The following is a 13,210-nucleotide window of genomic DNA, read 5'->3' as shown; positions in this document are numbered from 1 at the left end:
CCATGCATCCCTTGGACCCTCGCACGACGGCATTGCTCATCGTCGATCTGCAAAACGATTTTCTGGCGCCGGGCGGTGCGTATGACCGGGGCGGCGCCGTCAGCCGCGAGGCGCGCGCCTTGCCAGCCCGCGTGGCGCCGGTTGCCCGCGCAGTCAAGGCGCATGGCGGCTTGGTGGCCGCCAGCCTGTTCACCTTGTGGCCTGATGCGCATGGCGAACCCATGATCTCGCCGCATCTGAAGCAGTTACGCCCGTTCCTCGCGAAAGGCGATTTCGCCGCCGGGTCGCGCGGTCAGGCCAACGTGGCCGAGCTGGACGGGCTGGTGGACGTGTCGGTCTGGAAGGTGGCGTATTCAGCGTTCTTCAATACGCAGCTGGACTGGGTGCTGCGCCGCGCGGGTGTGTCCAACGTGGTCATCGCCGGCATCGTCACCAACGGTGGCGTGGCCAGCACGGCGCGCGATGCTCATATGCGCGACTATCACGTGACGGTGCTGGCCGACGGCTGCGCCGCGCCCACGCCTGCCATGCACGATGCCGCGCTGGCTGATTTGCGCACGGTGGCCGACATCACCACCTGCCAGGGCTTTCTGGACCGGCTGGCAGGATGAGCGCACCCGCCATCAAACAGGGCAAGCCAGATGCCGCGACCCACGCCGATGCCATGCATGTGCCCGTGCTCATCATCGGCGCGGGCGCTTGCGGGCTGACCGCCGCGTTGCGGCTGGCGGAAGCTGGCATTGAAACGGTATTGATCGAGCGCGACGCCACGCCCAGCGGGTCGACGGCGCTGTCGTCGGGCTTCATTCCGGCGGCGGGTTCCGCCGTGCAGCGCGCGGCCGGCATCGATGATGACGCCGCGCGCTTTGCGGCCGACATCCAGGCCAAGGCGCACGGCACGGCCGCGCCGCATCTGGTGGCTGCCTACACCGGCGCTGCCGCCGCGGCCATGGACGCGCTGGCGCGCCACGGCCTGGCGTTCGACGTGCTGGACGGCTTTCTCTACCCTGGCCATTCCGCGCGCCGTATGCACACGTTGCCGGAACGCACCGGCCAGGCGCTGGTGGCCGCGCTGGAACGCGCCGCGACCACGGCGGGCGCGATGTTGCTGACGCGAGCACTCGCCCGAGACATCTGGGTCGATGACGACGGCCGCGTGACCGCTGTTGGATGCGAACGGCCCGATGGCTCGATGGATGTGATCGGCTGCGACGTGCTGCTGCTGGCCTGCAACGGCTTTGGCGGCAACACGGCCATGGTGGCCGAGCATCTGCCCGCCATGCGCGAGGCCGTCTACGGTGGCCATGTCGGTAACGACGGCAGCGCCATCGCATGGGGCAGGCAGTTGGGTGCACGGCTGGCGGATTTGGGCGGCTACCAGGGACATGGTTCCTGGGCAACGCCGCAAGGGGCGCTGATCTCGTGGGCCGTGATGATGGACGGCGGCGTGCAGATCAACGCGCGCGGCCAGCGCTTTCATGACGAGACGCACGGCTATTCCGAAGCCGCCGTCCACGTACTATCGCAGCCGGGCGGTGTGGCCTGGAATGTGTTCGACGACCGCACGCTGGCGTTGGCGCGCGGTTTTCCGGATTTCGTTGCAGCTGAAGCGGGCCACGCCGTCAAGACGTGCGCCGGCCTGCCAGAACTGGCCGCGCTGATCGGATGCGACGTGGAGACATTGCGTCAGACCTTGGAAGGGGTCCGTCCGAATGCAACGGCTTCCGACCCGGGCTTGGGCAGTAACTCGGGCATTGACTCGGGCAGCGGCTCGGGCGGTGACCCTCACCCTGACCCGAACCCTGACCCACACAGCCGCCGTTTCGAACGCAGCCTGCAAGCGCCGTATCACGCCATCAAGGTGACGGGCGCGCTGTTCCACACGCAAGGCGGGCTGGATATTGATGCGCAATGCCGTGTGCTGAATCACGACGGCCAACCGCTGCCCAACCTGCTGGCCGCGGGCGGCGCGGCGCGCGGCGTGTCGGGCAACGACGTGTCGGGCTATCTGTCCGGCAACGGACTGCTTAGTGCAGTGGCGGGCGGCCATATTGCCGCCGCCACCGCGGCCACGCTGCTTCACCGCACGCTTGTACAGGAATCTTCATGATGCAACCCTTGAACGCGCACTTGGCCACGGGCGCCGTGTTGGCGCCGGGCGTCTACGACCCCCTGTCGGCATTGATCGCCGAGCAGGCAGGCTTTTCCGCGCTGTATTTGTCGGGCGCGTCAATCGCGTACACCCGGCTGGGACGCTCGGACATCGGGCTGACCACCTATTCGGAAGTTGAAGACACGCTGGCCCGCATCACCGAACGTGTGGCCACGCCGGTCATCGTGGACGCCGACACGGGCTTCGGCAACGCGTTGAACACGCAACGCACGGTGCGCGGCTTTGAACGCGCGGGCGCCGCGATGATCCAGCTGGAAGACCAGACGTTTCCAAAACGGTGCGGCCATCTGGACGGCAAGACGGTGATCCCCGCCTCTGAGATGTGCGGCAAGCTGCGCGCGGCGGTGGATGCGCGGGCGTCGTCGTCCACGTTGATCCTGGCGCGCACCGATGCGCTGGCGGTCGACGGATTGAACGCCGCGTTGGACCGGGCCGAATCCTATCTGGAAGCGGGCGCCGACGCGTTGTTCATCGAAGCCTTGCGCACCCCTGAACAGATGCAGGCGGCGTGCGCCCGCTTTGCCGCCCGCGTGCCGCTATTGGCCAACATGGTCGAAGGCGGCAAGACGCCAGTCCAGAGCGCTGACGCATTGACCGCGCTGGGCTTTCGCATCGTCATCTTCCCGGGCGGCACGGCACGCGCCGTGGCGCACACCTTGCAGGGCTATTACGGCAGCCTGCGCCAGCACGGCACGACGGCGCCGTGGAAGGATCAGATGCTGGATTTCGACGGCTTGAACGCCGTGATCGGCACGCCGGAATTGCTGGAGCAAGGGCGGCGTTACGAAGGGTAGACAGGCAAGGGTACGACTGCACCCCTTGGTGTCCGGCCCTGGCATCAGCCGCAGTGCGGTCTTATTCCTGATGGCCTAAGCGCGCTGCCTTGTTGATGTCGAAGGCGCCAGCATTTCGCTCGCGCCTTCGCCCGCGGCATGCTCAGAAATTCGTCGCAGGCAATGCACTTCGCCGATCAACGGCGCTAACATGGATTCGCTGCGACCACTCGGCCAACTATTGTGCTGGCCGGGCAAGCGCTGTCTGTGCTGGACGAAGACGGCGGTATCGGCACGAGGGGGCAAAATGACTAGAAGAATTCGGGTCTCCATCCTTGCTGTGTTGCTGCTGATCTTGACGCCAGCGCTGTGTGCTGCGGCGGACGACGCGCGTTCGGAAGCGGCGTCGCTTGAACTGGCGTTGGAGACGGCGCCGGTCGAGATCGACGGGCAAGTGCTGTTCAAGGTCCGGGGGCTGTCCTCTTTTCCTGCCGGTAAGCGCGCCGAGGCCATCACCGAGCGTATCAAGAACGCGGCGGCGGATGCCTCGTTTGCAAGCGCCGATCTCCGAACCGACACCGTTGGGAACGGGACGGTGATCATGGCGGGCAAGAACCCGTTGATCATTGTGAGCGACGCGGACGCCCAGCTTGAACAGACCACCCGCGACAATCTTGCGGCGTTGCACTTGCTGCGAATCAAACAAGCCATTGACGAATTCCGGGCGGCGCGCCGAGCCGACACGTTGCTCAAGGCTGGCCTTTACTGCGCCGGGGCTACGGTCCTGCTGGCGCTGGTCATTGCCGTGCTGCTCTTGCTTAACCGGTGGCTGGACAAGGCGGTATCCAAGCTGTTGAAGAGTCGTGTCAAGGCGGTCGATATCCAGTCTTTTGAGATTCTGCGTTCAGACACCATTTGGAAGGCATTGCACGGCCTGGTGCTGGCGATTGGTGTCGTGACCGTGGTGGCATCGGTGTATGTGTACCTGCAATACGTGCTTGCGCTCTTTCCCTGGACCCGGTCCCTGTCCAACGGCCTGTTGAACGTGGCCACTGACACCGCCGAGAACCTGGGGAAATCCGCGGCGGCAGTGATCCCGGACATTCTTATCCTTGTCCTCATCTTCTACCTGGCACGGTTTGCTCTGCGGCGGGTCAGGCATTTCTTCGATGCGGTTGAGCACAAGCGCGTGACGTTTGCGCAGTTCGAGCCGGAATGGGGCATGCCCACGTACAAGCTGGTCCGGGTGCTGATTCTGGCCTTCGCGTTCATCGTGGCGTACCCCTATATTCCCGGCTCTGAAACGGCGGCGTTCAAGGGCATTTCGATCTTCATTGGCCTGGTCATATCGCTGGGCTCATCGACGGCGATTTCGAACTTTATCGCCGGCTATCTGATGACGTATCGACGGGTGTTCAAGGTGGGGGACCGGGTCAAAGTGGGTGACGTGATCGGCGAAGTCGTCTCCGTTCGCCTTCAGGTGACCCATATTCGGACGAACAAGAACGAGGAAATCACAATTCCGAATTCCCAGATACTGAACAGTGACGTCACCAACTACAGTTCGCTGGCCAGCACCCAAGGGCTGATTCTTCACACCACGGTCGGCATCGGCTATGAGACCCCGTGGCGTCAGGTGGAAGCCATGTTGTGCGCCGCGGCTGAGCGGACGGCGGTCGTGCTTACCGATCCCAAGCCCTTCATCCTGCTGACCAAATTAGGAGACTTTGCGGTTACCTATGAACTGAATGTGTATGTCCGCGATACGCAGAGAATTGCCAAAACCTATGCAGATCTGCACCGCCATATCCTGGATGTGTTCAACGAATACGGCGTGCAAATCATGACCCCCGCCTACGAAGGAGATCCCGACGTGCCGAAGGTGGTGGCGCCGGAACAGTGGTATTCGGCGCCGGCGGCGCCGGATAAGAGCACCGAACGCTAATCACGCGCTGTCTGCGTCGGCGTCGTCAATTATTGAGTTGCGGCAGCGTGGCGTATTCTGTTTTCCCATCCTTGCCCCGCTTGATGAGGACCGCCCCGTTGCCGCCAAAACGCGAATGCGAAAGCTCAGCTAGTCACGCCGGTTGTCGGCGAAGGGCGTTGCAGCAAGGTGTCCTGGTACTGGTTAACCGCCCCTTCAATCGTTTGAAACAGACGGTCTGCGCCGAGCGTTTCGCCCAGCGGTGACCGCCTGACCGTTGCAAGCACGCCGGGGGTCAGGTTCGCCAGCCACAGCGAGACGCCGTCGCGGCTCAGCCGGCTCTCCGCCTCGCTCATTCTCTTCAGCGCGGTGTATTCGATATCGAACACACTGCCCATATCCAGCACGACGACATTGGGCCGCGTCGTGGCGATCCACTGCGTGATCTTCCGGCCGATGTTGTCCGCGTTGGCAAAGAATATGCGTCCCTCGGGCCGAAGCAGCAGAAGGCCTGCAAGCGCCTCATCGTCGGGGTGATCGGGGGACGCAGGCCGGTACAGGTTCGTGTGCGGCTTGCGCAGCAGCCGGTGCAGGGGAGGGTTGGACACTTGATGGGCCAGGGCGGCCAGCGACACGATGATGGCCACCAGAATGCCTTGCAGCGTGCCAAGCAGCACCACCCCGGCCAGCGCAACCAGCGCCCAAACCAGCTCGGTGCGCCGCACCCTGGCAATCGCTTTGAACTCAGCCGGATTGAACAGGCCAACCGAATACATGATGACGACCGCCGCCAAGGTGGTGTGCGGCATCATGCCAATCAAGGGGGCCAATAGCAGCATGACTCCCAGCGTGACGGCGGCCGTGACGCAACCGGCTGCTTGCGTGCAGGCGCCGGCGCGCCGGTTCACTGCGGTTTGGCTGGTGCCGCCGCCCGCAGGCATGGCGCCGAAGAGGGCGCCGCCCACATTCGAAAAGCCCGTGGCGATCAATTCCCGATTGGCGTCGGGCAAGGCCTCGCCCACTTTCGCAAAGGCGCGTCCGGCGGCGATCGTCTCGGTGAAACTCATCAACGCAATGCCAAGCGCCATGGGCCAGAGCTGACCGATCAACGCAGCGTCCGGCAGGGTCAACGACGGTAAGCCCGTGGGTACCGCGCCCACCGTCTGCACGCCAAGATCACTTAGGCCGAACAGGCTGGCGGCCGCGATGGCGATGGCGACGGTCACCAGCGGTGCAGGGACGCGCGGCATGCCGCGTTCAAGCACAAGGAGCAGGACCAACGTGATGGCGCCGACGGCGGCTGTGGCGATTGAGAGGTGCGGAAGCCCTTGCAAAATGGACAGTGCGTTCGATAGAAACGAGCCCTTCGGGAAGTGGATGCCGAGCAGCTTGGGCACCTGATCAACCACGATCACAATCGCAATGCCCGCCTTGAATCCCGTCAATACGGGCTCGGAAATAAAGTTGGCCAGGTATCCCAACCGAAAGAGCGACGCCGCGATCAGCACGATGCCCACCAGCAGCGCAAGCGTCGCGGTCGCAATCAGAAGTTGAGCGGGCTCTCCGCCAGGCACGGCGCGATCCAGCGCGGTTGCGGTAAGAATGGCCAGCGTGGTGGTGGTGCTGACACTGAGCGGCCGGGACGTGCCAAGGAAGGCATACACGATCATCGGCACGAACGCGGTATAGAGCCCCACCTGCACCGGTAAGCCTGCAACGGTGGCATAGGCAAGGGACTTGGGAATGACCACGGCTGCCGCCGTCAGCCCCGCCGTGACGTCCTTCACCATCCACTGCTTGTCGTAATGGCGTAACCATTCAGGCAGGTGCGGCCGGCGTCCAGATTTTCCCGGCGCTTCGATTTTCATGGCGGGCCTCCGGGAGCCACCACCTGATGCTGCCGATGCTGGCAGCTGAATTTGATTGTGATCCCGGGCAACGCGTGACGTCCATGATGATCCCGGCGAAAAGGCGTAAGAATCGAACCGGCGCGTTCAAGCTCGCTGTCGCATTCGGCTTGGCGTGATGACGATTCATCGCGTTCTTCGTTTGCGGGGACTGACGGTATTTTGCCGAAATTAGCATGGACTTTGCGCTTGATCGGTAGCAACAATGCATCACATATCCGCGCGCGCAGCCGGAGGACGCCAGCACCCAGGTGCGCGCCGCATCCACGATCCAGAACGTCGACTTTCGAGGGCCGAACGCCATGGACTTCCTAAGCAACATGCTGCAGCGCTATCCCGAGCTAGCCGTCTTCCTTGCAATCGGACTGGGCTATTGGGTCGGTGGATTCAAGGTTCGCGGTGTGGGCTTCGGGCCGGTGACCGGGTCCTTGCTCGCGGGGCTGCTGATTGGCTACTTCGTCCGTGTGCCGGTGTCCGACACCGCCAAGCAGGTGCTGTTCCTGATGTTCATGTTCGGCATTGGCTACTCCGTGGGCCCAAGCTTTTTTCGAGGCATGAAGGACGGCGGATGGCGGTGGGTGGTGATTGGCATTGTGGTGCCGGTTGCGGGCTTGCTCACGGCATGGGGGCTGGCGGTCTTGCTAAAGCTCGAGGTCGGGTATGCCGTTGGCCTGCTATCAGGCGGGCTGACGGAATCGCCAGCGATTGGCACAGGCAGCGAAGCGATCCGGAATCTTCCCATCAGCGTCGAGGAGAAAGACCGGCTGATCAGCCAAATCGCCGTGGCCGATGCGCTGTGCTACATCTTTGGTACGTTCGGCGTCATCTGGTTCTGCTCGAGTTTGGGGCCAAAGTTATTGGGCTTGGATCTGAAGGCCGAAGGCGCCAAGCTTGAGTTGGTCTATGGAATTCAGCGGCAGAAAGCGGGCGTGACTTCCGCGTGGCGCAAGTTCGACTTGCGTGCCTATCGCTTTCAGTCTGATCACCCCGCGGTGGGCCAAACCGTCGCCTGGGTTGAATCGCTGTACGCCCCGGAGCGCGTGTTCGTGGAACGCATCCGGCGCGACGGCTCCCTCCTGTTGGCCGCGCCCGATACCGTCTTGCGCGCGGGGGATATCGTTGCCGTCTCTGGCAAAAGCGACGTGATCATCAAGCTGTTGGACGGCAACGCCGTCGAAGAACCCGACCGGGAACTGCGTGACATTCCAAGCGCGGTGTTCGATGTCGTGCTGTCTGACTCGCGGCTGTTCGGCAAGACGGTCGCTCAGGTTGCGGAGCAAGCCGAGGAAGTGCGCGGCGTGTTTCTGCGCAGAATCCGGCGCGATGGCGTAGAAATACCGGTGGGTTCCGGCACGGTGCTTCAGCGTGGTGACGTGCTCAGCATTGTTGGGCTTGAGCCTGCCGTTGAACGCGTGGCCGCGCGTATCGGCAGCGTGGTGCGGGATATGGATTCCACGGATTTTGTTGCGTTGGGTTTTGGAATTTTCATCGGCGCGGTGGTGGGGACGTCGCTTGTGCTGCCGATTGGCAGCATGCATATCGCCATTGGAAGCAGTGTGGGTACGCTGATCCTGGGCTTGTTAGTGGGCTGGCGGAATTCGGCGAAGCCTTTGTTTGGCCGCATCTCGCATGGCGCGCTTGAGTTCATGAAGTCAATCGGCTTGGCCGGTTTCGTGGCCATGATCGGTTTGAAGGCAGGCCCGGTCTTCGTCGATGCCCTGCGCGAAGTCGGGCTGACCATATTCTTGGCGGGCATTGTGGTGACAATGGTTCCGCAATTCGTCGGATTGCTGGTGGGACGATATCTGCTTGGCCTGGAACCGCTTTTACTGTTGGGGGCGCTGGCCGGGGCGCAAACGATGACGGCCGGCCTGGCCGCGGTTCAGGAAAAATCGGATAGCCCGGTCGCCGTCATTGGTTACTCGGGCACCGTGGCGCTCGGGCATATTCTGCTGACCACGTGGGGAACGGTGATCGTTTGGCTGCTGGTTTGACGATCGTGCCCATCGGCCTGCGCCTTCATGCCTGCCACCATGCCCACGCCCGCCTCTGATGAGGGTCCGGCCCAGCGGTGGCTGCGCTGGCTGCCCGGGCTGGCCGTGTTGCGGTCCTATCAAGCGGCTTGGCTGTCGAGGGATCTGGCTGCCGGCCTGGCGTTGACGGCGATGCTGGTTCCTGTGGGCATTGCCTATGCCGAGGCGTCGGGCGTGCCGGGGGTCTATGGGCTGTACGCCACGATTGTGCCGTTGTTGGCCTATGCAATTTTTGGTCCTAGCCGCATTCTGGTGCTGGGGCCGGACTCCGCGCTCGCGGCGCCGATTCTGGCGGTGGTGCTGAGCGTGTCGGGCGGCGACCCCATGCGCGCGGTGGCCGCGGCCAGCCTGATGGCGATCATCGCCGGGCTGTTCTGCATCGTGTTGGGTCTGCTGCGGCTCGGGTTCATTACCGAGCTGCTGTCCAAGCCCATCCGCTATGGCTACATGAATGGCATTGCGCTGACGGTGCTGGTCAGCCAGTTGCCGAAGTTGTTCGCGATTCCGATTGAGGATGCCGGCCCATTGCAAGAACTGTGGCGGCTCGCGCAGGCGGTGGCCGATGGACAGGCCAACGGGTATGCCTTTGCGGTGGGGGCGGCCAGCTTGGCCGCGATCTTGCTGCTTAAGCGCTTTGACCGGGTGCCAGGCATTCTGATCGCCGTGATCCTGGCGACATTGGCCGTGAGCCTGCTGCGGCTGGACGTCCAGGGGGTAAAAGTGCTGGGCGAGATTCCGCAGGGGCTGCCGACATTCACGTGGCCATGGCTCAGCAATGCGGACTGGGCCACGATCGTGCTCGGCGGCTGCGCCGTGGCGATGATTTCGTTTGCGGATACCAGCGTGCTGTCGCGCACGTATGCCGCGCGCACGCACACACGCGTCGACCCGAACCAGGAAATGGTGGGGCTGGGCATGGCCAACCTGGCGGCGGGTTTCTTCCAAGGCTTCCCCATCAGCAGCAGCGCATCGCGCACGCCCGTGGCCGAGGCAGCAGGCGCGCGGACACAGCTGACAGGGGTGATCGGTGCGGCGGCCGTGGCGCTGTTGCTGGTGTTTGCGCCCAACCTGCTGCGCTATTTGCCCAGCAGCGCGCTGGCCGCCGTGGTGATCGCCGCCGCCCTCGGCCTGTTCGAGTTCAAGGACTTGCGGCGCATCTACCGCATCCAGCAATGGGAGTTCTGGCTGTCGATGTTGTGTTTTGCCGCTGTGGCGGTGTTCGGCGCCATACCCGGGATCGGCTTGGCCGTGGTCATCGCCGTCATCGAATTCCTGTGGGACGGCTGGCGGCCGCATTTTGCGGTGCTTGGGCGTGTGCCGAACTTGCGCGGCTACCACGACTTGAAGCGGTATCCGCATGCCGCGCTGATCGATGGGCTGGTGCTGTTCCGCTGGGACGCGCCGCTGTTCTTTGCGAATGCCGAGCTGTTTCAGCAACGGCTGCTGGAAGCCGTGCAGGCGTCACCCACGCCAGTGCGGCGCGTCGTGGTCGCGGCCGAGCCCGTCACAAGCGTCGACGTCACGTCGGCGGACATGTTGCGCGAGTTGAGCCAACATCTGGCAAAGGAAGGCGCCGCCCTGCATTTTGCCGAGATGAAAGACCCGGTCCGCGACAAGCTAAAACGTTTCGAGCTGACGGAGATTCTGGGCGACGACCACTTTCATCCCACAGTGGAAAGCGCCGTGGACAATTATCTGGGTCTATGACTTTTGGCCTATGACTTTCGGCTTGCCAATTTTCGGCCTGCCGATTTCAGACGACGACCCTCAGTCTGCGGCTCGTAGTCTGTAACCCTTACCGCGCCGTGCGTTGATGCGGCACCAGCGGCGGCGCCGGCTGATTGGCGATCAAGTCCCAGAACCCGGGCAGGAAGCACTCCGCCACCAGCAGCGGCTGGCCTTGGCGCCAGAAGACGGACCTGCGTGCCCAGACGCGGCCCGCATCCTGTTCCCGGCGATTGGCCGGCAGCACATCGCGCGCCGTGGCGTAAAACGGCACGGGCGAGGCCAGGCGGCGGCACGCGAACGGTGAGCGGATGACGGTGCTGTCGTGATACAGCATGTCGGCCAGCGGCCGGGTCAGCAGGCGGCGCATGCCTTGCCAGGCGCCGTGCGAGGCGCGCAGCGGCGTCAGGCTGCGGGCGGGCACGCTGTCCACGCCGTTCACCGACATCAGCACTTCGCGTATCCATACCGGCGAGCCGGGGGCGATGCCCATGGCCAGCGCTTCGTCGCGGGGCGCGCCGTCGGCGTACTCGGCCAGCACGCGCAGGCGGACGTGGCCAACCTGGCGCAGGCCGGCGGTGAGTGCGCCCGGGCGGAACAGCCAGTGGCGCAGGGCAGGGGGCAGGACGGGCGGCGCGGCGGCCAGCCAGCCTGCGGCAAGAGGGGGGTGATGGGCTGCGGGTTTCATCATGGCTGCGTATTATGCCAAGCCCTGCTGGCGGCCTGCCTGCGTCGCAATGCCGCAGGCGGGGGCGCGGCGCTCAGCCGGCGCTTGACGTGCACATGCGGGCGGCCCATGCAGGTCACCCGCGTCCGCATACAATACCGCCCATGGAAAAAGTACGAATCTCCAAGCTCATGTCCGAGCGCGGACTCTGCTCGCGCCGCGAGGCCGACAGCTATATCGAACGCGGCTGGGTCCGCGTGGACGGCGTTGTGGTGTCCGAATTGGGCGCCAAGGCGTATCCCGATCAGGTCATCACGCTGGAGCGCGCCGCGCAGGCGCGCCAGACCTCGCGCGTCACCATCCTGATCAACAAGCCGGTGGGCTATGTGTCGGGCCAGGCGGAAAAAGGCTATACGCCCGCGGTGGCGCTCATTGATTCGCGCTCGCGCTTTGCTGGATGCCGGCATCCGCAACGCTTCGAGCGCGCGCATCTGGAAGGGCTGGCCGTGGCCGGCCGGCTGGATATTGATTCCCAGGGCCTGCTGGTGCTGACGCAAGATGGCCGCATCGCCAAGCATCTGATCGGTGAAGACTCCAGCGTTGACAAGGAATACCTGGTGCGCGTGCAGGGCGACTTGTCCGACCGTGGGCTGGCGCTGCTGAACCACGGCCTGTCGCTGGACGGCAAGGCGCTGAAACCCGCGCAGGTGCGTTGGCAGAATCACGACCAGCTGCGCTTTGTGCTGCGCGAAGGCAAAAAGCGCCAGATCCGCCGCATGTGCGAACTGGTTGGCCTGAAGGTCATAGGCTTGAAACGCGTGCGCATTGGCCGCGTGTCGCTAGGCGATCTTCCCCTGGGGCAGTGGCGCTATCTGCGCGACGACGAGGGATTTTGAATTGATCGGCTCCGCCGACAAGTGATGTCGGCGGTCAGTAGATTTTTCAATCTGTTTCCGTGCCCCCGCTATTTCATGAAAGCGGGCGTATCCTTCGTTTGCCCGCCGCTGCCCAGACGCTCCATCAGAAATTCGATGAAGATCCGGGTCTTGGCGGGTAGAAGCCGGGTTTCGGTGACCGCATAAACGGGAAACGGCCCCAGCTGCCAATCTGGCAGCACGCGCCGCAACTGCCCGGACTGCTGTTCGGCCGTCTGGCCGCCCACCAGCACCGCGATGCCCGCGCCCAGCATGGCCAGGCGCCGCGCCATGGCCACGCCGTTGACGGAAAACCGGTTGCCCGGCGTGAACTCGATGTGCTGGTCACCGCAGTTGAGCGGCCAGCGCGTGACGCGGCCAGCGCCTTCTGCGCGGAATTCGATGCACTCGTGGCGGGTCAAGTCACTGGGATGTTTGGGTTCCCCGTGCTTCTCCAGGTATTCGTGCGAGGCATACAGATGGGCGGGCAGCATGCCCAGCAGCCTTGCAATCTGCGTCGAGTCGGGCAGGTCGCCGATTTCGATCGAGATATCGCAAGTCTGGAACACGCGTGAGGCGTGGTCCGGATTTGCCAGATCCAGGAAAAACGTGACGTCGGGATAGCGGCGGGAGAACTCCATGAACGATTCAGCCAGGAAGTCCGTGCCGAAATCCGCGGGCATGTTCACCCGCAGCGGCCCGGCTGGCGTATCGACCAGCTTCTGCAATTCTTCATGGGCAATCTGCGCTTCGGCGACGATGCGCTGGCAGCGTTCAAAGTACAAGCGCCCGGCGTCGGTCAGTTCGACCTTGCGGGTGGTGCGGCTCAGCAATCGCAGGCCGACCGACCGTTCCAATTCGGCCACCTGGCGAGACAAGGTGGATTTCGGGACGCCCAATGTCGCGGCAGCACGGCTAAAACTATGCGTTTTGGCGACTTCGACGAAGAGTTCCATGCCTTGTAATCGTTTCATGGCGAGATTCTGTCATAGACCGGGTGCTCGGAATTGTCCCATAAATGGAATGATGTTTTCTTATTGCGCCCCTTTGTTTCTGGGGCGGGATAACTCAAAATGCGGGTTCCGCAATGCAGC

10 protein-coding genes are annotated in these 13,210 nt (G+C 63.8%); 7 read left to right on the top strand and 3 right to left on the bottom strand.

Annotated elements, in window-relative coordinates; genetic code table 11:
* The first annotated feature begins 2 nt into the window (after positions 1 to 2).
* The 4 genes from AC1DB0_RS11700 (at position 3) to AC1DB0_RS11685 (ending at position 4,891) form a co-directional block, all read left to right on the top strand.
* Positions 3 to 611, top strand: a complete 609-nt coding sequence (locus AC1DB0_RS11700) for a cysteine hydrolase family protein (RefSeq protein ID WP_476756917.1) — start codon at positions 3 to 5, stop codon at positions 609 to 611.
* Positions 608 to 2,110, top strand: a complete 1,503-nt coding sequence (locus tag AC1DB0_RS11695; RefSeq protein ID WP_476756916.1) for an FAD-dependent oxidoreductase — start codon at positions 608 to 610, stop codon at positions 2,108 to 2,110. The genes AC1DB0_RS11700 and AC1DB0_RS11695 overlap by 4 nt, the downstream gene beginning before the upstream one ends.
* Entirely contained in the window at positions 2,107 to 2,967 is an 861-nt protein-coding gene (locus tag AC1DB0_RS11690; protein ID WP_427950209.1) for an isocitrate lyase/PEP mutase family protein, read from the top strand. Before AC1DB0_RS11695 ends, AC1DB0_RS11690 begins: the two co-directional genes overlap by 4 nt.
* A 190-nt stretch (positions 2,968 to 3,157) precedes the next feature.
* Positions 3,158 to 4,891, top strand: a complete 1,734-nt coding sequence (locus AC1DB0_RS11685) for a mechanosensitive ion channel family protein (RefSeq protein ID WP_454668698.1) — start codon at positions 3,158 to 3,160, stop codon at positions 4,889 to 4,891.
* Positions 4,892 to 5,016: 125 nt separating this feature from the next.
* Here AC1DB0_RS11685 and AC1DB0_RS11680 read toward each other — a convergent pair whose 3' ends face one another.
* Positions 5,017 to 6,738, bottom strand: a complete 1,722-nt coding sequence (locus AC1DB0_RS11680; RefSeq protein WP_476756915.1) for a SulP family inorganic anion transporter — start codon at positions 6,736 to 6,738, stop codon at positions 5,017 to 5,019.
* A 341-nt stretch (positions 6,739 to 7,079) separates the two neighbouring features.
* Here AC1DB0_RS11680 and aspT point away from each other — a divergent pair, with 341 nt between their 5' ends.
* Both aspT and AC1DB0_RS11670 read left to right on the top strand, forming a co-directional pair.
* On the top strand, positions 7,080 to 8,771 hold the full coding sequence (gene aspT, locus AC1DB0_RS11675) for an aspartate-alanine antiporter (RefSeq protein WP_054426361.1): 1,692 nt from the start codon (positions 7,080 to 7,082) through the stop codon (positions 8,769 to 8,771).
* Positions 8,772 to 8,798: 27 nt separating this feature from the next.
* Entirely contained in the window at positions 8,799 to 10,517 is a 1,719-nt protein-coding gene (locus AC1DB0_RS11670) for a SulP family inorganic anion transporter (protein WP_476756914.1), read from the top strand.
* Between the two features lie 88 nt (positions 10,518 to 10,605).
* On the opposite strand, the gene AC1DB0_RS11665 is transcribed toward AC1DB0_RS11670, so the two are convergent.
* A complete protein-coding gene (locus AC1DB0_RS11665; protein WP_476756913.1) occupies positions 10,606 to 11,226 on the bottom strand; it encodes a chorismate--pyruvate lyase family protein in 621 nt (206 codons plus the stop codon).
* A gap of 140 nt (positions 11,227 to 11,366) precedes the next feature.
* Between AC1DB0_RS11665 and AC1DB0_RS11660 the strand changes: the two genes are divergently transcribed.
* Positions 11,367 to 12,098, top strand: coding sequence for a pseudouridine synthase (locus AC1DB0_RS11660; RefSeq protein WP_054426027.1), 732 nt, complete (start codon positions 11,367 to 11,369; stop codon positions 12,096 to 12,098).
* Positions 12,099 to 12,166: 68 nt separating this feature from the next.
* On the opposite strand, the gene AC1DB0_RS11655 is transcribed toward AC1DB0_RS11660, so the two are convergent.
* On the bottom strand, positions 12,167 to 13,072 hold the full coding sequence (locus tag AC1DB0_RS11655; protein ID WP_054426024.1) for a LysR family transcriptional regulator: 906 nt from the start codon (positions 13,070 to 13,072) through the stop codon (positions 12,167 to 12,169).
* Positions 13,073 to 13,210: the final 138 nt, after the last annotated feature.

Source organism: Achromobacter sp. 10T422 (assembly GCF_056394065.1).
The sequence above is the reverse complement of the archived record's forward strand: the minus strand, read 5'-3'. Positions and strand labels throughout refer to the sequence as shown.